Source organism: Pantoea sp. MHSD4 (assembly GCF_021043305.1).
Classification (GTDB): domain Bacteria; phylum Pseudomonadota; class Gammaproteobacteria; order Enterobacterales; family Enterobacteriaceae; genus Pantoea; species Pantoea eucalypti.
Genome location: NZ_JAJNDH010000006.1, coordinates 1 through 20,652, shown reverse-complemented (window position 1 = coordinate 20,652; position 20,652 = coordinate 1). Strand labels below are relative to the sequence as shown.

Sequence of the window (20,652 nt, the reverse complement as noted above, 5' to 3'; positions counted from 1 at the left end):
GAAATTGTACCCATTCAGGCCGGAGGCTATTGTGTCCCTTGCTCCCACGACCGAACAACCCCTCTATCAGCAGCTGGCAGAGAGCTTCGCTGAAGCCATCCATCAGGGAACGCTGAAACCCGGTAAACGCCTGCCGGCGATCCGCCGTGTTGCGCAGTCACATCAGGTCAGCGTCAATACCGTGCTGAATGCCTGGCAGATGCTGGAAGATCGCGGGCTGATTGAGGCGCGTCCGCAGTCGGGCTATTACGTGCGTGGCGTGTTGCCTGCCGTCACCCGTCACGGTCAGCATAAGACCCGGGTACGCGACCCGAGCAGCGGTAAACTCGACCTGATCGATAAGGTGTTTGCGGCGCAGAATCATCCCGACTACACCAATATTTCGCTGGCCTGCCCGCAGGACAGTGAGCTTTTCCCGGCGGCACGCATCGCCCGGATTACCGCCTCATTGTTGCGTCGTGATCCCAACATGATTGGTCGCTATGCGCTTCCGCCCGGTAGTGAGCGCTTACGGGAGGAGATAGCGCGACGGGCGCTGCACGCCGGACAGACAATTACCGCCGATGAGATCACCCTGACCCACGGCTGCATGGAGGCGCTTCAGCTGGCGCTCAGAGCAGTCACGCAGCCCGGCGACTGCGTCGGACTGGAGTCGCCGACCTACTTTTTCCTCTTTCCGCTTCTGGCCTCGCTCGGTCTGAAAGCACTGGAAATCCCCACTGACCCACAGCACGGGCTCTCGCTGGATGCACTGGAGATGCTGCTGCAGGAGCAGCGTATCAAGGCGCTGATTGCGATGCCGAGCGCGCAGAACCCGCTGGGCTGCGGTATGTCGCTGGAGAATAAGAAACGGCTGGCAAAGTTAGTGAACACTTACCACGTTCCGCTGATAGAAGATGGGCTGTATGACGAGTTGCAGTTCGACTGGCCGCTCTCACCCGCCGTGAAAGCCTTTGATCGCGATGGCTGGGTGATCTACTGCACCAGTTTCACTAAAACCGTGGCACCCGATTTTCGTATTGGCTGGACCGCCGCAGGCCGTTTTCATGATGCGATTGCCCGACTGAAAGCCGTCTCCTCAATGGCTGAATCTGCCCTGCTCTCCGAAACGCTGGCGGAGTTTCTGGCTTCCGGCGGTTACGACCACCATCTGCGCACGCTGCGCCGTCGCTATGCAGCTAATCTGGATGAGGCGCGGGGTCTTATCGCCCGCTACTTCCCGGAAGGCACGCGCGCAACACTGCCGCGCGGTGGCTTCGTTTTCTGGGTTGAGCTACCGGGCGGCGTGAATACCACCGAGATGTTTGATCGGCTGCTGCAGGAGCAAATTTGCGTTACGCCTGGCGCACTCTACTCACTGAGCGAGCGCTACAACCATGCGCTGCGACTCTCCTGCTGCTATCCGTTTGATGCGCGCTACAGCCGGGCGATTCAGCGCGCAGGCGAAATCGCCTGTGAGCTGGCGGGTCTGCCTTGCGGTGAGGCTCAGGGTGTGCCGTTGCGGCCCCAGACGGTATAGCCGCGACGTTCAGTCAGGCGCTCGTAATAAGTCCGCACCGCAGGGTAATCAGGATGGTCGAGCGGGGTCTCAAACCAGCGGTTCACCGCCAGGCCAATCGGAATGTCTGCCAGCGTGAAATTACGTCCGGCAACATAGCGGCCGGTTTTTTCCAGCTGCTGATTGAGAATGCTCATGGTATGCGCCCAGCCTTTACTGGCCGCGGCCAGCAGACGCGGATCCTGATGAGCCGGGGAGTTTCGCACCAGCGACATAAATGCGTAGCGCCATGAGGTGTTGAGTTCGGTAGCTTGCCAGTCTATCCACTGATCGACAGGCGCTCGCGTTTGCGGATCATGAGGATAGAGCCACTCGCCGCCATAGGCGTTCGCCAGATAGCGCAGAATGGTATTGGATTCCCACAACACAAAGTCATCATCTTTCAGAACCGGCACCATCGCATTGGGATTCAGTGCCATGAATTCGGGTAGGTGGGTTGAGCGGAAGCCATCGCCCCACTCTTCGCGCTCAAAATCAAGGTCAAGTTCGTCACACAGCCATAGTACTTTGCGCACGTTGATTGAGGAGGCGCGTCCCAGGATCGTTAGCATTCAGAGTCTCCGGTAAAATCTTTAACTTATTGATAACGCTGTTAGCTGTTATAAGCAATCATCCGGCAGAGAAAAGGCCACACTGAACCCAGAGCAAGGAGTCACAATGAAGGTCGCGTTTAAGCAAGTCGATGTGTTTACCTCATCCGCCTTTAATGGCAATCCGCTGGCGGTGATCATGGATGCTCAGGGGCTAAACGACAGCCAGCTGGCGGCAATTGCCCGCTGGACGAACCTGTCGGAAACTACCTTTGTGCTGCCGCCGCAGCACGAAGAGGCGGATTATCGGGTGCGTATTTTTACCGTGGAAGGCGAACTGCCGTTTGCCGGTCATCCGACGCTGGGCACCGCACATGCGCTGCTGGAGGCGGGCTGGCCTACCCGAACGCCGGGTGAAATCGTGCAGGAGTGTGGCGTCGGAAACGTGACGGTGAAGATAGGTGAGGCGGGCGAACTGGCATTTGCCGCGCCAGCGGCCACCCTGATGCCGTGGCAGGATGCGCTGATGGGGAACGCTTTAAACAGCGACGCGTTCGATCTGACGCAAAGCCCGACGGTGGTCGATATGGGGATTCGCTGGCTGCTGGTACCGATGGTCAGTGCCGACGCTGTGCTGGCGCTGCAGCCCAATGTCAGCGATTTGCAGCGTCTGGTTAAGCATGCGGGTGTTTCGGGAGTGATGCCGTTTGGCCGGTTGCCTGAGGGCGAGCCTGAGCAGTATGAAGTGCGTGGCCTGCTGGTAGAAAATGGCAGCCTGACCGAGGATCCGGTGACCGGCAGCGCCAACGCCTGTCTGGCGCGTTACTTCGCCATGGCGGGTGAAACGACGTCCTATCGCGTTCGCCAGGGCACAATCCTGCAGCGTGCCGGTCGGGTGAACGTGACCTTTGCCGGTGAGACCATCTGGATTGGCGGCAATACGGTTACCGTCATCGATGGCACCATTACACTGTGAAAGACGGCGGCGTCGTGTTTTCAACGACGCCGCCCGCGGTTAAATCCCCTGCCCGCCTGAAGCCTCAATCCGCTGCGCGGTGATCCAGCCGGTTTCGTCACTGAGGATCGCGCTGATGGCGTCGCCGATATCATCCGGCAGTCCGACCCGACCCAGCGCCGTCAGTCCGGCAATCTGATCGTTAATCTCGCGGGTATCACGCACCCGGCCACCACCAAAGTCAGTCTCTATCGCGCCAGGTGCCAGAATATTGACGCGAATGCGCCGTTCGCCCAGCTCTTTCGCCTGGTAGCGCGTCAGGACTTCCATCGCCCCTTTCATCGACGCATAGGTCGAGGAGCCAGGATAGACCAGCCGGGTCAGCCCGCTGGAGATGTTCAGGATGCGGCCACCGTCATTGATCAGCGGCAGCAGCTTCTGGGTGAGAAAGTAAGGCCCTTTAAAATGCACATTCACCAGCGTATCAAATTCCGCCTCGGTGGTGTCGGTAAAGGGCTTGTAGTGTCCATGACCCGCGTTGTTCACTAAATAGTCAAATCGCTCCCGTTGCCATTGCTGTTGCAGTGCCTGTTTCACGTCTCCGACAAAGCGGTCGAACTGACCGGTTTCGCCGACATCCAGCGCCAGCGCCACGGCGCGCCTCCCCATCGCCGCAATTTCCTTTACGACCGCCTGCGCCTCATCGGCATGGCTGCGGTACGTCAGAATGATATCGGTGCCTCTGGCAGCCAGTTTTAAGGCTCCATTCCGGCCTAACCCACGGTTTCCACCGGTAATTAACGCCACTTTCTGATTCATCGCTCACACCTGTTGAAAAATTGAACACGGGTTAAGGATATTCGCGAATTATTGATCTATAAACAGGGGTAAACGCGCATCACTGTTTCAATAAAAACAACAATCGGTGAACAACATGGACAAAATTCACGCAATGCAGGTCTTCGTGCGGGTGGCAGAAATGGGCAGTTTTACCCGCGCAGCAGAAAGTTTAGGTGTGCCGAAAGGCAGTGTATCCCGGCAGATCCAGGCGCTGGAGAATCAAATGGCAACACGTTTGTTGCATCGCACCACGCGCCGGGTGCAACTCACCCAGGATGGATTAGTCTATTACGATCGCTGTCTGGATTTATTGTCGATGATTGACGATATGGACAGCCTGTTTCAGCACGAACCCGCCTCGCTCAGCGGTAAACTCCGGGTGGATATGTCGGTGGCGATGGCCACCGGTTTTATCCTGCCACGACTGCCCGAATTTTTGCAGCACTATCCCGGCATAGAGATTGAGCTGAGTAGCAGCGATCGTCAGGTGGATGTGATCCGCGAAGGGTTTGATTGTGTCCTTCGGGTTGGCGAACTCAAAGATTCGGGGCTGATTGCGCGAAAAATTGGTACCCATACCTTGATTAACTGCGCCAGCCCTGGCTACCTTTCGCGGTTCGGGATGCCCATCCGGCTGGAAGAGCTGTCGCAGCATGCGATGGTGCATTACAGCCAGCAGCTCGGTCAGGCATCACCCGGATTTGAATATTTTGATGGCAGGCAGTGCCATTACGTTCATACCGGCGGCGTGGTGACGGTGAACAGCACCGAAACCTATCGCGCCGCCTGCCTGGCGGGCTTAGGGATTATTCAGGTGCCTGCCGCCGGCATTCAGACATTGCTGGAAAGGGGTGAGCTGGTGGAAGTGCTGCACCGCTTTCCCGCCAGGCCGATGCCGATCCATCTGCTCTATCCGCACCGGCGCAATGTGGCACGTCGCGTGCGGGTATTTATGGAGTGGCTGAGTCAGGTGTTACAGGAGTACGTCACCTGAGCGGCTATACTTTGATTTTAATGATAAACAGGACAGTGAAGGTCTATGACAGACAAGCAGGAAAATCCGCAGGATTTGCAGCCACAAAAGCCGCTTATCGATATTAAAACCGGCAACCACACCGTAGATGAATCTATTGTTCGCGTGTCGCGTTTCGCCACCTGGTTTCAGGCTATTCCGGCGGTGGCGCATTTCATTCGCGCCCTTGACCGCTTTAACGATCGGCTCGGCAGCCAGTTTGGCGCGGCGATTACCTATTTTTCGTTTTTATCGCTGATTCCCATTCTGATGGTGTCGTTCGCCGCCGTGGGTTTTGTGCTGGCATCGAATCCGGATTTGCTGACCGATATCATCAACAAAATCGTCAGCAGCATCAGCGACCCGACACTGGCAACCACGCTGAAAAATACGGTGAATACCGCGATTCAGCAGCGTGCCACCGTGGGGATTACCGGTTTACTGCTGGCGCTCTACTCCGGCCTTAACTGGATGGGTAACCTGCGTGAAGCGATTCGTGCCCAGTCGCGCGACGTATGGGAACGCAAACCGGATGACAAGGAGAAGATCTGGAAGCGTTATATTCGCGATCTGCTGTCGCTGGCGGGTCTGATGCTGGCGCTGGTGATTACGCTGTCGCTGACCTCGGTAGCCGGCTCTGCGCAGGCCTCTATCGTGAGTGCGCTGGGCCTGGATGGCATTGACTGGTTGCGGCCTGCGCTGACCATTATCGCCACCTCGATTTCCGTTATGGCGAACTATCTGCTTTTCCTGTGGATTTTCTGGATTCTGCCGCGTCATAAGCCACGTAAGAAAGCGTTGTTCCGCGGGACACTGCTGGCGGCAATCGGCTTTGAGGTGATTAAGTTTGTGATGACGCTGACACTGCCGAAGATGGCGACCTCGCCTTCCGGTGCCGCCTTTGGTTCAGTGCTCGGCCTGATGGCATTCTTCTACTTCTTCGCTCGTCTGACGCTGTTCTGTGCAGCGTGGATCGCCACTGCCAAATATAAAGACGACCCACAGATGCCTGAAGCGGGCAGCGCGTCACGACACAAATCATCGTAATCCGTTAACAACAGCGGAAAATATTCCCCCTCGGCTATTTTTTAATCAGATAACAGGATGAATAGCTGAGGGGTCACTTTTATTTAGCCCTTTCTTAGAGTATCCCGCCATATATCGTCCGGTTTACCCCGGTATCACCCGGTATTCACAGCACCACAGAAATTATCCTCTTTTTGCCCTCTGAAGCCAGACGCGGCGCGGGTTTTCATCATTGAATGCGCCCTGGCAGATGCGTAAGATTCTTTATCTGTATTTACAAATAAGAAACAGTTATGCAAGCCTCCCTCACAGACACACTCGACAAACAGCAGGATCCCACGCCGGTTAACTCACGCAGTAAAGTGGTGATTGCCTCGCTGGTCGGTACGGCCATCGAATTCTTCGACTTTTATATTTATGCCACGGCTGCGGTAATTGTTTTCCCGCACATTTTCTTCCCGCAGGGTGATGCCACGGTCGCAACGCTACAGTCGCTGGCCACTTTCGCTATCGCCTTTATCGCGCGTCCGATTGGCTCAGCGGTGTTTGGTCACTTTGGCGATCGCGTCGGGCGTAAAGCCACGCTGGTTGCCTCGCTACTGACCATGGGTATTTCCACCGTGGTGATTGGTCTGCTACCCAGCTATGAGACGATTGGCGTGATGGCGCCGCTGCTGCTGGCGCTGGCGCGTTTTGGTCAGGGACTGGGGCTGGGTGGAGAATGGGGTGGTGCGGCGCTGCTGGCGACGGAAAATGCGCCAGCGAAGAAGCGTGCGCTTTACGGTTCGTTCCCTCAGTTGGGTGCGCCGATTGGCTTTTTCTTCGCTAACGGGACTTTCCTGCTGCTTTCATGGCTGCTGACCGACGAGCAGTTTATGCAGTGGGGCTGGCGCGTGCCGTTTATTCTCTCTGCCGTGCTGGTGCTGATTGGTCTGTATGTGCGCGTTTCGCTGCATGAGAGTCCGGTGTTTGCCAAAGTGCAGAAAGAGAAGAAGCAGGTTCGGGTGCCGATTGCGGCGCTGCTGAGCAAGCATCTGACCGCCACGATTCTCGGCACTTTTATCATGCTGGCGACCTATACGCTGTTCTATATCATGACCGTCTATTCGATGAGTTATGGCACCACGGCAGCACCGGCGGGTCTGGGCATTCCGCGTAACAGTATGCTGTGGATGCTGATGCTGGCGGTGATTGGCTTTGGGGTGATGGTACCGATTGCTGGTTTGCTGGCTGACCGTTTTGGTCGTCGCAAGACGATGATTACCATTACGCTGATGATTATCGGGTTTTCGTTCCTGTTCCCGGCAATGCTTGGTTCAGGTTCACAGGCGCTGGTGATGGCGTTTCTGCTGCTGGGTCTGAGCATTATGGGGCTTACGTTTGGCCCGATGGGCGCGCTGCTGCCGGAGCTGTTCCCGACTGAAGTGCGTTATACCGGCGCATCGTTCTCCTATAACCTCTCCTCGATTCTGGGTGCCTCCGTTGCGCCTTATATTGCGACCTGGCTAAATGCCCATTATGGTTTGCAGGCGGTGGGGCTGTATCTGGCGTCAATGGCAGTACTGACGCTGATCGCGTTGCTGGCCTGTAAAGAGACGCGTCACCAGACGCTTTATGACGTGTAATCCGGTTGGATGAATGTCAGTGAAACCCGGCAGATGCCGGGTTTTTTTATGGGTTGGGTTGAGTAAATAAAGGGCGTTTCAGGGAGCATACATCTACTCCGCAGGGTTTAAAGTGTCGCCTTGAGGTCAGGTAGCAGGCTCAGGGCGCATACGCCTTTCGCAAAGACGTAAAAGACGCCATCCCTGGCCCGCGATGCTTTGCTACAGGCGTATGCTCCCATCGCCTGAAGCAGGTTAGCTGTCTGTTTGAAGATCTTGCATAGTGCTAATGAGGCAGGGTGATTCGGACAGCAATGAAGAAGCTTGAGGGCACTGGCAATACGGGCAGAGGAGGAAAGCGTCCCGCACCAGGGATGGCGGGTTTTGCGTCTTTCCGATCTGACCGTATTGCCTGTACCGGCTCGATCTTACAGCGAAGCAGGCAGTGCAGGCACCGTTCCTACAGCGAACCTTCCAGGCAGTGTTCCCAAACAAAAAACCCCGGCGAGCCGGGGTTTGTTTTGCTGAAAATTGTGATGAGGTTGATTAGCCCGCGACAGCGATACGCTTCATGTCGGTCATGTAGCCACGCAGTTTGCGGCCAACGGTTTCAATCGGGTGCTGGCGAACGGCTTCGTTGACGTCACGCAGCTGCGCGTTATCAACCTGAGTGCCTTCAACCGCTTTACCCAGATCGCCGGGCTGCAGCGTGGTCATGAACTCTTTCAGCAGCGGCACCGCGGCGAAGGAGAACAGGTAGTTACCATATTCGGCAGTATCAGAGATAACCACGTTCATTTCATACAGACGCTTACGGGCGATGGTATTCGCAATCAGCGGCAGCTCATGCAGTGATTCGTAGTAAGCAGACTCTTCAATGATGCCGGCGTCTACCATGGTTTCAAACGCCAGCTCAACGCCCGCTTTCACCATCGCAACCATCACAACACCTTTGTCGTAGTATTCCTGCTCTTCGATTTTGCCTTCATACTGTGCGGCGGTTTCAAACGCGGTCTGGCCGGTCTCTTCACGCCAGGTCAGCAGGTTTTTATCATCATTTGCCCAGTCAGCCATCATACCGGAAGAGAATTCACCAGAGATGATGTCATCCATATGCTTCTGGAACAGCGGCGCCATGATAGTTTTCAGCTGCTCTGACAGCGCATAGGCGCGCAGTTTCGCCGGGTTAGAAAGACGATCCATCATCAGGGTGATGCCACCAAACTTCAGTGACTCGGTGATGGTTTCCCAGCCGAACTGAATCAGTTTTTCTGCGTAAGCCGGATCGGTACCTTCAGCCACCAGCTTGTCGAAGCAGAGCAGTGAACCCGCCTGCAACATGCCACACAGGATAGTCTGCTCACCCATCAGGTCAGATTTCACTTCTGCAACGAAGGAGGATTCCAGCACGCCAGCGCGATCGCCGCCGGTGGCTGCAGCCCAGGCTTTAGCAATCGCCATGCCTTCGCCTTTTGGATCGTTTTCAGGGTGAACCGCGATCAGCGTCGGCACACCAAAGCCACGTTTGTACTCTTCACGCACTTCAGTACCCGGGCACTTCGGCGCCACCATCACAACAGTGATGTCTTTACGGATGCTTTCGCCCACTTCAACGATATTGAAACCGTGTGAGTAGCCCAGTGCAGCGCCATCTTTCATCAGCGGCTGAACAGCCTGAACTACAGCAGAGTGCTGCTTGTCTGGCGTCAGGTTAACCACCAGGTCAGCCTGCGGGATCAGATCTTCGTAAGTCCCCACTTTGAAACCGTTATCGGTCGCTTTGCGCCATGAAGGGCGTTTTTCCGCAATCGCTTCAGCACGCAGTGCATAAGCAACGTCCAGACCGGAATCGCGCATGTTCAGACCCTGGTTCAGGCCCTGCGCACCACAGCCAACGATAACGACTTTTTTGCCTTTCAGGAAACTGGCACCATCCGCGAATTCATCACGTGCCATGAAGCGGCATTTGCCTAATTGCGCCAGCTGGTTGCGCAGGTTCAATGTGTTGAAATAGTTAGCCATGGGTACTCCAGTAAGGTTGTGTTTGCTTTTTTTGTTCAGGAACGGCGAATCGTGCAGCGCCGCGAATGACCCCATCATATGACAGGAATTCTGTTGCTTAAATTGATATATTAACAACGTCACATTGCAATAAATGCAACACCACTCAGAGGCGACGCGCACATGGATTTACGGGATCTGAAACTGTTTCTTCATCTGGCAGAAAGCTGCCACTTCGGGCGCACTGCGCGTGCGATGCACGTCAGCCCTTCCACCCTGTCACGCCAGATCCAGCGGCTTGAAGAAGATGTCGGCCATGCGCTGTTTCTGCGTGATAACCGAACCGTGACGCTGACGGAAGCGGGCGAACGCCTGCGCCAGTTTGCCCAGCAGACGCTGTTGCAGTATCAGCAACTGCGCCATGTGATGGATCTTAACGGCCCGTCACTCAGCGGCGAACTACGACTGTTCTGTTCTGTGACGGCGGCCTACAGTCATCTGCCGCCCATCCTTGACCGCTTTCGCGCTGAACATCCGCAGGTCGAAATCAAACTGGATACCGGCGATGCCGCGGATGCGGTGGAAAAAGTGCACTCCGGCGATGCCGATCTGGCGATTGCCGGACGGCCTGAAACTCTGCCCGCCAGCATTGATTTTATGCCACTGGGGCTGATCCCGCTGGTGCTGATTGCGCCTGCACTGCCCTGTGCTGTTCGCACTCAGGCCACACAGCCGCAGCCCGACTGGTCAAAAATTCCCTTCATTCTGCCGGTGCAGGGACCCGCACGGCGGCGTATCGATCTCTGGTTCCGTCGTCAGCGCATCCCGAATCCGGTCATTTACGCCACCGTATCGGGGCATGAAGCGATTGTCTCAATGGTGGCGCTGGGTTGCGGTATTGCACTGTTGCCGGATGTGGTGCTGGAGAACAGCCCGGACCCGGTGCGAAACCGCGTGCTGCTGCTGGAGAATATTGACTCGGTTGCGCCGTTCGAACTCGGCATCTGCGTGCAAAAAAAGCGGCTCGGAGAGCCGCTGATCAGTGCTTTCTGGAGCCAGCTGTAATCAGTGGCCTGACAGGAAGAAGCGGAACGCCGGGTTCTGGCTTTCGTCATGAAAGTCGTAACCCAGATCGGTGAGATGCTCCTCGAAACGTGGCTCATCGCTGCCGAGTTCAAACGCCGCCAGCACACGACCATAGTCGGTACCGTGGCTGCGGTAGTGAAACAGCGAGATATTCCAGTGAGTGCCCAGCGTCTGCAGGAACTTCAGCAACGCGCCAGGTGCCTCCGGGAATTCAAAGCTGAAGAGCCGTTCACGCAGCGGCTTGGAGGGACGTCCGCCCACCATGTAGCGCACGTGCAGTTTCGCCATCTCATCATCTGAAAGATCGACCACCTGATAACCGCCGCTGGTGAGCTCGCTGATGATTTCGCTACGCTCCTCTACGCCACGGGTCAGACGCACGCCAACAAAGATGCAGGCTTTGTCCGCATCCGCGTAGCGATAGTTGAACTCGGTAATGGAACGTCCGCCCAGCGTCTGACAGAAGCGCAGGAAGCTGCCCTGCTGTTCCGGGATGGTGACGGCCAGCAGCGCTTCACGCTGCTCGCCCAGCTCACAACGCTCGGAGACGTAACGCAGGCCGTGGAAGTTGACGTTGGCACCTGATAACACATGCGCCAGCCGCTCGCCTTTGATCTCGTGCTGCTGGATATACTTTTTCATGCCCGCCAGCGCCAGCGCGCCAGACGGCTCCGCCACAGCACGAACATCTTCGAACAGATCTTTCATCGCCGCGCAAATCGCATCGCTATCGACGGTGATAATGTCATCAATGTAAGCCTGACAGAGCCGGAAGGTCTCGCTGCCAATCCGTTTGACCGCGACGCCTTCGGCAAACAGCCCGACGCGCGGCAGATCGACCGGATGACCCGCTTCCAGTGCGGCTTTCAGGCAGGCTGAATCTTCTGACTCCACCGCAATCACTTTGATTTGCGGCATCAGCTGCTTGATCAGCACAGCCACGCCGGCGGCCAGACCGCCGCCGCCAACCGGGACAAAGACCCGGTCAAGGTGCGCATCCTGCTGCAACAGCTCCATCGCCAGCGTGCCCTGTCCGGCAATGACAGCCGGATGGTCAAACGGCGGCACGAAGGTGTAGCCGCGCTGTTCAGCGAGCTCTATCGCTTTGGCTTTCGCCTCATCAAAGTTGGCACCAAACAGGAAAGCCTCACCGCCAAATGCGCGCACTGCATCAACCTTGATGTCTGCGGTCGCCAGCGGCATCACAATCAGTGACTTGATGCCCAGTTTCGTCGCGGAGAGTGCCACGCCCTGCGCATGGTTACCGGCTGACGCCGTCACCACGCCGCGCGCTTTCTGCTCTTCGTTCAGACCGGCAATCATCGCGTAAGCACCGCGCACCTTGAAACTGTGCACCGGCTGGCGATCTTCCCGCTTCACCAGAATGGTGTTGCCGAGCCGCGCCGAAATTTTTTCCATAACCTGCAGCGGCGTCACCTGTGCCACTTCATACACCGGTGAACGCAGCACTGCGCGCAAATATTCGGCGCCGCCAGGCGCGTCAGGTAGCGGTTGAGACTCGGCCATTTTTAGCCTCCCAGCTTGCTCTTATCGCGGACGGCGCCTTTGTCAGCACTGGTCGCGAGTAATGCGTAAGCACGCAGCGCAAAGGAGACTTCACGCTGACGATTGACCGGCGTATAGGCCGCATCGCCACGTGCCTGCTGCTCTTCACGGCGGGCGTGCAGTTCGTTATCCGGCACAGCGAGTTTGATGCCGCGATTAGGGATATCGATTTCAATGGTATCGCCATCTTTGACCAGCGCAATGGTGCCGCCGTTAGCCGCTTCCGGCGAAGCGTGGCCGATAGAGAGGCCCGACGTGCCGCCGGAGAACCGACCGTCGGTGATCAGTGCGCAGCTTTTGCCCAGGCCCATCGATTTCAGATAGGTGGTCGGATAGAGCATTTCCTGCATGCCCGGCCCGCCTTTTGGTCCTTCGTAGCGGATGACGACCACGTCGCCTGCCACAACTTTGCCGCCCAGAATCGCTTCTACCGCGTCATCCTGGCTTTCATAGACTTTAGCCGGACCCGTGAAGGTCAGGATCTCTTTGTCTACGCCCGCCGTTTTAACGATACAGCCATCTTCGGCGATGTTGCCGTAAAGCACGGCCAGACCGCCATCCTGCGAGTAAGCGTTTTCGCGGGTGCGGATACAGCCTTCGGCACGATCATCATCCAGCGTGTCCCAGCGGCAGTTCTGTGAGAACGCCTGGGTGGTACGGATGCCTGCCGGGCCAGCGCGGAACATATCTTTCACCGCCTGATCTTTGGTCAGCATGATGTCGTACTGATCCAGCGTTTCACGCATCGTCTGCTGCAGAATATTACGGGCGCTGCTGTCGAAGAGGCCTGCGCGATCCAGCTCGCCCAGAATCGCAAAAACCCCACCCGCGCGATGCACATCTTCCATGTGATATTTCGGGGTACTTGGCGCGACTTTACAAAGCTGAGGCACTTTACGTGACAGGCGATCGATGTCGGAGATATTAAAGTCGATATCGCCTTCCTGTGCCGCCGCCAGCAGGTGCAATACGGTGTTGGTGGAACCGCCCATGGCGATATCCAGCATCATGGCGTTCTCGAAAGCGGCCTTGTTAGCGATGTTACGTGGCAGCATGTTGACGTCATCCTGCTCGTAGTAGCGCTTGGTCAGACTGACGATGCGCTTACCGGCATTGATGAACAGCTCTTTGCGATCGGCGTGCGTGGCCAGCAGTGATCCGTTGCCAGGCTGCGACAGGCCCAGAGCTTCGGTCAGACAGTTCATCGAGTTGGCGGTGAACATACCGGAGCAGGAGCCGCAGGTCGGACAGGCAGAGCGTTCGATCTGATCGCTGTCGGCATCGCTGACGTTCGGGTTGGCACCCTGAATCATCGCATCCACCAGATCCAGCTTGATGATTTTGTCAGAAAGCTTGGTTTTACCCGCTTCCATCGGTCCACCGGAAACAAAGATCACCGGAATATTCAGGCGCAGTGACGCCATCAGCATTCCCGGCGTGATTTTATCGCAGTTAGAGATGCAGACCATGGCGTCTGCGCAGTGCGCGTTGACCATGTACTCGACCGAGTCGGCAATCAGTTCGCGCGAAGGCAGTGAATACAGCATGCCGCCATGACCCATGGCAATACCGTCATCCACCGCGATGGTGTTGAACTCTTTAGCCACACCACCTGACGCTTCAATCTGCTCAGCGACGAGTTTACCCAGGTCGCGGAGGTGAACGTGGCCAGGGACAAATTGGGTGAATGAGTTAACCACAGCGATAATCGGCTTGCCGAAATCGTCGTCGGTCATTCCTGTCGCGCGCCATAAGGCACGGGCACCTGCCATATTGCGGCCGTGGGTGGTAGTGGCGGAACGGTACTTAGGCATGCTCTATTTACTCCAGTAAGAATAAGCTCGCGGACGTCAGATGACGCCCGCGCTGTATCTGATTATGGGTTAACCGGATCTAACCAGCCCCACTTGTCTTCTGTTTCGCCAGTGAACAGACCAAAGAAGGCCTCCTGGATGCGTTTGGTGACCGGACCACGTTTGCCTTCGCCGACCTGAATGCGATCCACGCTGCGTACCGGCGTGATTTCTGCGGCGGTGCCAGACATAAAGACTTCGTCAGCCAGATAGAGCGACTCACGCGACAGCGTCTGCTCACGCACTTCAATGCCCATATCGCGCGCCAGCGTGATGATGGCATCGCGGGTGATACCCGGCAGTGCAGAGGAGGTGAATGGCGGCGTAAACAGCACACCATCTTTAACTTCAAACAGGTTCTCGCCAGCACCTTCTGAAATCAGGCCATTGGTGTCCAGCGCGATACCTTCCTGATAACCGTGACGACGGGCTTCGCTGCCCACCAGCAGTGAGGAGAGGTAGTTACCACCCGCTTTCGCGGCGGTTGGCAGGGTATTTGGCGCAACGCGGTTCCATGAGGAGACCATCGCATCGATGCCGTTTTCCAGCGCTTCTGCGCCCAGGTATGCGCCCCACGGGAAGGCAGCAATGATCACATCGGTGGTGAAGCCGTCTGGCGGGTTCACGCCCAGGCCCACATCGCCAACAAAGGCCAGCGGACGGATATAAGCACTTTTCAGTTTGTTCAGGCGGATGACTTCGCGGCACGCTTCCATCAGCTCATCAACGCTGCTTTTAATCGGGAAGCGGTAGATTTTGGCGGAGTCGTGCAGACGTTGCATGTGTTCGCGATGACGGAACACAACCGGTCCTTTGTGAGAGTCGTAGCAACGCACGCCTTCAAATACCGACGTACCGTAGTGCAACGCGTGAGACATGACGCTGACCTTCGCATCTTCCCACTTAACCATCTCGCCATTGAACCAAATAAAGTCTGCTTTCTTCGTGCTCATTGTTATTTCCTCTCGCGGCTACGCGCGGATTTGTTGTGTTGTCTGTTGTTGAATCTGAACGCATGCAACGTCGATCAATTTACTTAACTGCGAAGACAGTAAATCGACGGAGCGCTGGCTGGCAACGGTCATTTCAATATTAATGTTTTCTGCGTTAGCGACTGAGGCCATGTTCATTGAACAGACCTGAAAACCGCGGTGACGCACGACGCGTAAAATGCGCTCTAATATTTCAGGGCGGAAACGGGCTTCGATAGACAATTGATGCTGGTTCATACGGTTTTCTCCATCATGTTTGCATTGCTGGCACCCGGCGGTACCAGTGGCCAGACGTTTTCATGCTCATCTATTGCAACATGCAGGAAGTAAGGACCTTCGCTGTTCAGCAGAGCATCAAGGGCGGCGTCGACCTGATCTTTACGGGTAATGCGCTGGCCAGGAATGTTGAACGCGCTGGCCAGCGTGAGGAAGTCGGGATTATCGGACAGATTGGTTTCGCTGTAGCGACCGTCAAAAAAGAGCTGCTGCCACTGGCGCACCATGCCCAGACGCTGGTTATCCATCAGTACGATTTTAACCGGCAGCTTGCCGCGCTTGATGGTACCCAGTTCCTGAATGTTCATCATGATGGATCCATCACCCGAGACACAGATAACCGTATCTTCCGGGCGTGCAACCTGTGCGCCGATAGCGGCAGGCAAACCAAAGCCCATGGTGCCTAAACCACTGGAGGTGATGAAGTTTTCCGGTGCGCTAAATGCCATGTGCTGTGCCGTCCACATCTGATGCTGACCAACGTCGGTGGTCACAACAGTATTGGCCGGTTTGCGATCGGAAAGCTGCTTCAGCAACAGCGGCGCATAGATCGCTTCGCCTGGATGGTCATAGCGCCATGAGTGACTGGCTTTAAGCGCTTTCACCTCATCACGCCAGGCGTTGATATGCAGCGGCTGACTCAGAGCAGGCAGCAATTCGTTGAGATCACCCTGCAGAGAGACGTGTGCGCGACGTAATTTGTTTAACTCAGCGGGATCGATGTCGAGATGAATCACGCTGGCGTGGGGTGCAAAGGTATCCAGCTTGCCGGTGACGCGGTCGTCGAAGCGCGCACCGACCGCGATCAGCAGGTCACATGCCTGTACGGCCAGGTTAGCGGCTTTGGTGCCGTGCATCCCCAGCATGCCCAGATAGACCTCACTGTGTGGATCCACACTGCCTAAGCCTTTCAGGGTAGCCACTGCCGGAATACCGGTTTCTTCTGCCAGCGCACGCAGTGCCGGAACAGCCTGCGCCAGACCGACGCCACCGCCAACGTAGAGCATGGGTTTTCTGGCCTGCGCCATCAGTGCACGTGCTTCGTGAATTGCCTGATGTGGCAGCGCGCTTCCCTCTTCTACCGGCACCAGATGCGGTGCGGGCTCACCCTGCGCAATCTGAATGTCTTTCGGGATATCAACCAGCACCGGACCCGGACGACCCGACTGCGCCAGCGCAAAGGCTTCCGCCATGATAGCGGGCAGCTCATCCAGCGACTCGACCAGGAAGCTGTGCTTGGTACAGGCCAGCGAGAGTCCCAGTACGTCGATCTCCTGGAAAGCATCGGTGCCGATGAAGGCAGAGGTCACCTGACCGGTGATTGCCACAACCGGAACCGAATCCATCATGGCATCCGCCAGGCCCGTAATCAGGTTAGTCGCGCCAGGGCCTGAAGTGGCGATACAGACGCCAGTTTTGCCGGTTGAGCGGGCATAGCCAATCGCCGCCATCACTGCGCCCTGCTCATGACGACACAGTAGGTGTTCCACGCCGCCATCATAGAGCGCGTCGTATACCGGCATGATTGCGCCACCAGGGTAACCAAATACGGTATTAACCCCCTGCGCGCGTAAAGCCTGAACTACCCACTGTGCACCTGTCATCGCTATTCTCCTGTGTCCTGACCGGAACAACAGAATTTTATGCTACTGTTCATTGCTTGTTCCTTGTGGATTTACTGATATTTCCTCGGGTCGAAAAAAAACCCCCGGACCTTTCGGTGCGGGGGTTTTTTCGGATTCGAGGCTTGATTTTTAAGCCTTTCTTTCTCCAAGCGTTGCCCCGCACGGTAGGTTAATAACCACCACCACGCTAATCACGACCAGGCTAATCACTTGTAGAAGGGCTTTCATGTGTTGTTCAATTCTTTTACGTGTTCGAAGTAATGCCTACAGAGTTATCATAGTCAGGGGTTATGGCACAACTTTTTTTACAGACTTTTTTTAACCACAGGCGCTGGATAACGACCTATCAACCTGTATTACAAGAAATAATTACGTGATGATAATTATTCATCACTTTAGTGGCGTAATCATGTTTTGATGAATTTGCGCGCAGTCGCACAAGGTTTCAATACGCCTTGAAAAAAACGCTGATGAGCTGGACGATGGCCCGAACAGTGCTGATCATCCCCTCGCTTTCATTTGACGCTGTCACCAGACTGGCGGCAACAAGGAGCGAGTATGTCATTATCAAAAGTTCTGACCCGGGCAGCATTAGGCGTAGAAGCCCCGCTGGTGACCATTGAGGCGCATATCAGTAACGGCCTGCCAGCGTTAACACTGGTGGGTTTGCCTGAAACCACCGTGAAAGAGGCACGTGAGCGGGTCCGCAGCGCCATTATCAACAGTGGTTTTACCTTTCCGGCTAAGCGCGTCACCATCAATCTGGCCCCGGCAGATTTACCCAAAGAGGGCGGGCGGTATGACTTACCTATGGCGATCGCCATTCTGGTCGCCTCTGAGCAGCTTCCTGCCGATAAGCTGACGCACTATGAGTTTCTGGGTGAGCTGGCACTCGACGGCGCAGTGTGCGGTGTACAGGGCGCGATTCCAGCGGCTATGGTGGCGATACAGGCGGGAAGGCAGCTGGTGCTCTCCGTTGAAAATCAGGGTGATGCCGGACTCATCCGTCAGGGGTTGTCGCTGGTCGCCTCTCACCTCAGCGAGGTATGCGCCTTTCTGCGTAATGCGCTCACATTACCGACGGCCCAATACCCTGAACAGCAGGGCGACGTGCCGGCTGATGATCTCGCTGATGTCATTGGTCAGGAGCAGGGGCGCAGAGCACTGGAGATCACAGCGGCAGGCGGTCATAACCTGCTGCTGATTGGGCCACCGGGCACGGGTAAAACCATGCTCGCCACCCGACTGCCTGGCATAATGCCTTCTCTTAGCGATCAGGAAGCTCTGGAGTGCGCGGCAATCGACAGCCTGGTGAACAACAATACCCTGCACCGACAGTGGCGCACGCGGCCTTTCAGGTCACCTCACCATAGCGCATCTCTCTATGCTTTGATTGGTGGCGGATCATTGCCACGGCCCGGTGAGATATCCCTCGCGCACAATGGCGTACTGTTTCTGGATGAGTTACCGGAATTTGATCGCAAGGTACTGGACTCCCTGCGCGAGCCATTAGAGTCGGGCGTCATCGCTATTTCCCGTGCCCGGGCAAAAGTTACCTATCCGGCACGGTTTCAGCTGATCGCTGCGATGAATCCCAGTCCAACCGGGCATTATCAGGGACAACACAACCGCTGCTCACCCCAACAGGTTTTGCGATATCTCAGTAAGCTATCAGGCCCTTTTTTGGATCGTTTTGATCTTTCGCTGGAGGTGCCGCTACTGCCGGGTGGGATGCTCAGCGGTCAGCGCGCCAGAGCGGAAGCGTCTGAGCAGGTACGTCATCGGGTGGTCGCGGCACGTAACATTCAGCTGGCCCGCACAGGCAAGATCAATGCGCATTTAAACAATGCAGAGATTATGCGCTGGTGTCAGCCTGCCAAAGAAGACGCGGAGTGGCTGGAGTCCGTGCTGGAGAAACTGGGTTTGTCTGTGCGGGCATGGCAGCGGATTTTGAAAGTGGCGCGTACCGTTGCCGATCTCGCGGGGGATACGGATATTAGCCGGTCACATCTGCAGGAAGCGGTCAGTTACCGTACAATAGATCGATTAATGATTCATCTGCACAACAGCCTGCAATAAAAAAAGGGGCTTTCGCCCCTTCTCTGTTAATCGTCGCTGTCGGTAAAGTCTTCAACGGTGTCCATCTGCGGTTTACCGCCAGAGAGCGTATGAAAACGCTTAGGACGCTTAATGCGGGTCATATACTTAGACCACACGCGCTCAGCTTCCGTTTGCGGCTCACGCACGCCACGACACACTTCAATAAACAAACGTTCTTCTTCAGTTACAGGCTCACGCTTTGATAAATCCAGCTCATTAAAAGCAAAACCGTGGCGTTCAAGAAGCTGAGCTTCTTTAATAGTAAAGTCACCGTGGCGTGAGAAACCACGCGGGTAATGTTTGTTATCAAAGAAACGATTCTCTGTTGAGAAGCTTTCCGCCATGTTACACGCTCCTGATTTTCTAATGCCGTGCTGTTAATGGCGCGGAGTATTAGATAGGCTTGACAGAGTGTAAAACAAAACATTTAAATCTATACGACAAACATTTTTTGGGAGAACGCTGTGGATACGGAATTACTGAAAACTTTCCTGGAAGTGAGCAGGACACGTCATTTTGGGCGTGCTGCAGAAGCACTTTACCTTACGCAATCTGCTGTCAGTTTTCGCATCCGTCAGTTAGAAAATCAGCTTGGCGTTAATCTTTTTACACGGCATCGCAATAACATACGTCTGACAGCGGCAGGAGAGCGACTGCTTCCCTATGCTGAAAGCCTGATGAGCACCTGGATGATGGCGAAGAAGGAGGTTTCTCATACTCAGCAGCATCATGAGCTTTCTATAGGTGCCAGTGCATCTCTATGGGAAGCCTATCTGACGCCATGGCTACAGACGCTGTATGAGAATCGGGAGAGCCTGCATTTAGAAGCGCGCGTGGCACAGCGGCATCTGCTGGTTAAACAGCTTCATGAGCGCCAGCTGGATCTGTTGATTACCACTGAAGCGCCTAAGATGGATGAGTTAACCAGTCAGCAGATTGGTCATATTTCACTGGCGCTGTTCTGCGCCCGGCAGAGCGAAAAGCGTGAGAAATATGATTACATTAAGCTGGAATGGGGAGCTGATTTTCATCAGCATCAGAGCTATCTCTCGGGGGCTGATGATGTGCCGGTCCTCTCCACAACGTCAGCGCATGTCACCCGTGAACTGCTGCATACCACCGGCGCATGCGCGTTTCTGCCGGACTTCTGGCAAAGTGTTTACAGTGAGTTGATGATGATTCCGGATACACCCGTTGCCGTTCGTCCGCTCTATGCTGTCTGGTTGCAGAACAGCGATCAGCAGGCACACATCCGCCAGTTGCTTAAATTCCCGATTCTGGTCAGGCAAAACAGCTGAATTTACGGGAAAAAGAGGTGAGCAGGGAAGATCAGAGGCCAGTTAGCGTTAGCTGGTTTTTCTTTTTTGCTTTTTTTAAAGGCAAAAAAAAATCCTTTGCCGAAGCAAAGGATCGTTTTCTGGCAGGGGCGGAGGGACTCGAACCCCCAACACCCGGTTTTGGAGACCGGTGCTCTACCAATTGAACTACGCCCCTAATAGGGTGGCGGAACGGACGGGGCTCGAACCCGCGACCCCCTGCGTGACAGGCAGGTATTCTAACCAACTGAACTACCGCTCCACCGATTCTTTCACGGTTCTCAGCAACCGGCTGAGAACCGTCTGTTCCTT

The 20,652-nt window shown here is 55.7% G+C and carries 18 protein-coding genes and 2 tRNA genes; 8 read left to right on the top strand and 12 right to left on the bottom strand.

Annotated elements, in window-relative coordinates; translation table 11 throughout:
• Positions 1-31 precede the first annotated feature (31 nt).
• Positions 32-1,519 carry a PLP-dependent aminotransferase family protein gene (locus LQK91_RS17140; protein WP_039661117.1) on the top strand — a complete coding sequence of 496 codons (1,488 nt, stop codon included), beginning with the start codon at positions 32-34 and terminating at the stop codon, positions 1,517-1,519.
• On the opposite strand, the gene LQK91_RS17135 is transcribed toward LQK91_RS17140, so the two are convergent.
• On the bottom strand, positions 1,486-2,109 hold the full coding sequence (locus tag LQK91_RS17135) for a glutathione S-transferase family protein (RefSeq protein WP_003852022.1): 624 nt from the start codon (positions 2,107-2,109) through the stop codon (positions 1,486-1,488). The two genes, LQK91_RS17140 and LQK91_RS17135, sit on opposite strands and share 34 nt — an antisense overlap.
• 106 nt (positions 2,110-2,215) lie before the next feature.
• Here LQK91_RS17135 and LQK91_RS17130 point away from each other — a divergent pair, with 106 nt between their 5' ends.
• Positions 2,216-3,064 (top strand): PhzF family phenazine biosynthesis protein, encoded by an 849-nt coding sequence (locus LQK91_RS17130; RefSeq protein WP_105099928.1) that lies wholly within the window; start codon positions 2,216-2,218, stop codon positions 3,062-3,064.
• Between the two features lie 39 nt (positions 3,065-3,103).
• On the opposite strand, the gene LQK91_RS17125 is transcribed toward LQK91_RS17130, so the two are convergent.
• Positions 3,104-3,862 carry an SDR family NAD(P)-dependent oxidoreductase gene (locus tag LQK91_RS17125; RefSeq protein ID WP_105099927.1) on the bottom strand — a complete coding sequence of 253 codons (759 nt, stop codon included), beginning with the start codon at positions 3,860-3,862 and terminating at the stop codon, positions 3,104-3,106.
• Between the two features lie 115 nt (positions 3,863-3,977).
• Between LQK91_RS17125 and LQK91_RS17120 the strand changes: the two genes are divergently transcribed.
• From LQK91_RS17120 to LQK91_RS17110, 3 genes are all read left to right on the top strand, one after another.
• Positions 3,978-4,877 carry a LysR family transcriptional regulator gene (locus LQK91_RS17120; RefSeq protein WP_008926352.1) on the top strand — a complete coding sequence of 300 codons (900 nt, stop codon included), beginning with the start codon at positions 3,978-3,980 and terminating at the stop codon, positions 4,875-4,877.
• 45 nt (positions 4,878-4,922) lie between these two features.
• Positions 4,923-5,942 (top strand): inner membrane protein YhjD, encoded by a 1,020-nt coding sequence (yhjD, locus tag LQK91_RS17115; protein WP_003852018.1) that lies wholly within the window; start codon positions 4,923-4,925, stop codon positions 5,940-5,942.
• A 272-nt stretch (positions 5,943-6,214) separates the two neighbouring features.
• Positions 6,215-7,546, top strand: a complete 1,332-nt coding sequence (locus tag LQK91_RS17110) for an MFS transporter (RefSeq protein WP_105099926.1) — start codon at positions 6,215-6,217, stop codon at positions 7,544-7,546.
• A 525-nt stretch (positions 7,547-8,071) separates the two neighbouring features.
• On the opposite strand, the gene ilvC is transcribed toward LQK91_RS17110, so the two are convergent.
• A complete protein-coding gene (gene ilvC, locus LQK91_RS17105; RefSeq protein ID WP_105099982.1) occupies positions 8,072-9,547 on the bottom strand; it encodes a ketol-acid reductoisomerase in 1,476 nt (491 codons plus the stop codon).
• 162 nt (positions 9,548-9,709) lie between these two features.
• Here ilvC and ilvY point away from each other — a divergent pair, with 162 nt between their 5' ends.
• Complete coding sequence (ilvY, locus tag LQK91_RS17100) at positions 9,710-10,591, top strand: HTH-type transcriptional activator IlvY (protein WP_008926355.1); 882 nt, start codon at positions 9,710-9,712, stop codon at positions 10,589-10,591.
• Here ilvY and ilvA read toward each other — a convergent pair whose 3' ends face one another.
• The 6 genes from ilvA to ilvL all read right to left on the bottom strand — a co-directional run bounded on the left by ilvA (position 10,592) and on the right by ilvL (position 17,152).
• The gene (gene ilvA / locus LQK91_RS17095) at positions 10,592-12,139 is read right to left on the bottom strand and encodes a threonine ammonia-lyase, biosynthetic (RefSeq protein ID WP_090967021.1); all 1,548 of its coding nucleotides are present in this window, start codon (positions 12,137-12,139) and stop codon (positions 10,592-10,594) included.
• A gap of 2 nt (positions 12,140-12,141) precedes the next feature.
• Positions 12,142-13,992 carry a dihydroxy-acid dehydratase gene (gene ilvD, locus LQK91_RS17090; protein WP_008926357.1) on the bottom strand — a complete coding sequence of 617 codons (1,851 nt, stop codon included), beginning with the start codon at positions 13,990-13,992 and terminating at the stop codon, positions 12,142-12,144.
• 62 nt (positions 13,993-14,054) lie between these two features.
• Positions 14,055-14,984 carry a branched-chain amino acid transaminase gene (locus LQK91_RS17085; protein WP_008926358.1) on the bottom strand — a complete coding sequence of 310 codons (930 nt, stop codon included), beginning with the start codon at positions 14,982-14,984 and terminating at the stop codon, positions 14,055-14,057.
• 18 nt (positions 14,985-15,002) lie between these two features.
• Complete coding sequence (ilvM, locus tag LQK91_RS17080) at positions 15,003-15,260, bottom strand: acetolactate synthase 2 small subunit (RefSeq protein WP_008926359.1); 258 nt, start codon at positions 15,258-15,260, stop codon at positions 15,003-15,005.
• Complete coding sequence (gene ilvG, locus LQK91_RS17075; RefSeq protein ID WP_078805089.1) at positions 15,257-16,903, bottom strand: acetolactate synthase 2 catalytic subunit; 1,647 nt, start codon at positions 16,901-16,903, stop codon at positions 15,257-15,259. The genes ilvM and ilvG overlap by 4 nt, the downstream gene beginning before the upstream one ends.
• A gap of 150 nt (positions 16,904-17,053) precedes the next feature.
• The gene (gene ilvL / locus LQK91_RS17070; protein WP_072101316.1) at positions 17,054-17,152 is read right to left on the bottom strand and encodes an ilv operon leader peptide; all 99 of its coding nucleotides are present in this window, start codon (positions 17,150-17,152) and stop codon (positions 17,054-17,056) included.
• A gap of 330 nt (positions 17,153-17,482) precedes the next feature.
• Between ilvL and LQK91_RS17065 the strand changes: the two genes are divergently transcribed.
• Positions 17,483-19,003, top strand: a complete 1,521-nt coding sequence (locus LQK91_RS17065) for a YifB family Mg chelatase-like AAA ATPase (protein ID WP_078805088.1) — start codon at positions 17,483-17,485, stop codon at positions 19,001-19,003.
• A 26-nt stretch (positions 19,004-19,029) separates the two neighbouring features.
• Here LQK91_RS17065 and LQK91_RS17060 read toward each other — a convergent pair whose 3' ends face one another.
• Complete coding sequence (locus tag LQK91_RS17060) at positions 19,030-19,368, bottom strand: DUF413 domain-containing protein (RefSeq protein WP_008926362.1); 339 nt, start codon at positions 19,366-19,368, stop codon at positions 19,030-19,032.
• A gap of 120 nt (positions 19,369-19,488) precedes the next feature.
• Here LQK91_RS17060 and hdfR point away from each other — a divergent pair, with 120 nt between their 5' ends.
• Positions 19,489-20,322 (top strand): HTH-type transcriptional regulator HdfR, encoded by an 834-nt coding sequence (gene hdfR / locus LQK91_RS17055; RefSeq protein ID WP_008926363.1) that lies wholly within the window; start codon positions 19,489-19,491, stop codon positions 20,320-20,322.
• A gap of 120 nt (positions 20,323-20,442) precedes the next feature.
• Here the strand turns inward: hdfR and LQK91_RS17050 are convergent.
• A tRNA-Trp gene (locus tag LQK91_RS17050) sits at positions 20,443-20,518 on the bottom strand.
• A 7-nt stretch (positions 20,519-20,525) separates the two neighbouring features.
• A tRNA-Asp gene (locus tag LQK91_RS17045) sits at positions 20,526-20,602 on the bottom strand.
• Positions 20,603-20,652: the final 50 nt, after the last annotated feature.

Excerpts from the sequence above, each read along its gene's own strand:
- ilvL (WP_072101316.1), bottom strand. The coding sequence starts at position 17,152 with ATGAAAGCCCTTCTACAAGTGATTAGCCTGGTCGTGATTAGCGTGGTG.
- LQK91_RS17130 (WP_105099928.1), top strand. The coding sequence starts at position 2,216 with ATGAAGGTCGCGTTTAAGCAAGTCGATGTGTTTACCTCATCCGCCTTT.
- ilvM (WP_008926359.1), bottom strand. The coding sequence starts at position 15,260 with ATGAACCAGCATCAATTGTCTATCGAAGCCCGTTTCCGCCCTGAAATA.
- LQK91_RS17085 (WP_008926358.1), bottom strand. The coding sequence starts at position 14,984 with ATGAGCACGAAGAAAGCAGACTTTATTTGGTTCAATGGCGAGATGGTT.
- LQK91_RS17135 (WP_003852022.1), bottom strand. The coding sequence starts at position 2,109 with ATGCTAACGATCCTGGGACGCGCCTCCTCAATCAACGTGCGCAAAGTA.
- LQK91_RS17060 (WP_008926362.1), bottom strand. The coding sequence starts at position 19,368 with ATGGCGGAAAGCTTCTCAACAGAGAATCGTTTCTTTGATAACAAACAT.
- LQK91_RS17120 (WP_008926352.1), top strand. The coding sequence starts at position 3,978 with ATGGACAAAATTCACGCAATGCAGGTCTTCGTGCGGGTGGCAGAAATG.
- ilvY (WP_008926355.1), top strand. The coding sequence starts at position 9,710 with ATGGATTTACGGGATCTGAAACTGTTTCTTCATCTGGCAGAAAGCTGC.
- ilvA (WP_090967021.1), bottom strand. The coding sequence starts at position 12,139 with ATGGCCGAGTCTCAACCGCTACCTGACGCGCCTGGCGGCGCCGAATAT.
- LQK91_RS17125 (WP_105099927.1), bottom strand. The coding sequence starts at position 3,862 with ATGAATCAGAAAGTGGCGTTAATTACCGGTGGAAACCGTGGGTTAGGC.
- ilvD (WP_008926357.1), bottom strand. The coding sequence starts at position 13,992 with ATGCCTAAGTACCGTTCCGCCACTACCACCCACGGCCGCAATATGGCA.
- LQK91_RS17110 (WP_105099926.1), top strand. The coding sequence starts at position 6,215 with ATGCAAGCCTCCCTCACAGACACACTCGACAAACAGCAGGATCCCACG.
- LQK91_RS17065 (WP_078805088.1), top strand. The coding sequence starts at position 17,483 with ATGTCATTATCAAAAGTTCTGACCCGGGCAGCATTAGGCGTAGAAGCC.
- ilvG (WP_078805089.1), bottom strand. The coding sequence starts at position 16,903 with ATGACAGGTGCACAGTGGGTAGTTCAGGCTTTACGCGCGCAGGGGGTT.
- yhjD (WP_003852018.1), top strand. The coding sequence starts at position 4,923 with ATGACAGACAAGCAGGAAAATCCGCAGGATTTGCAGCCACAAAAGCCG.
- ilvC (WP_105099982.1), bottom strand. The coding sequence starts at position 9,547 with ATGGCTAACTATTTCAACACATTGAACCTGCGCAACCAGCTGGCGCAA.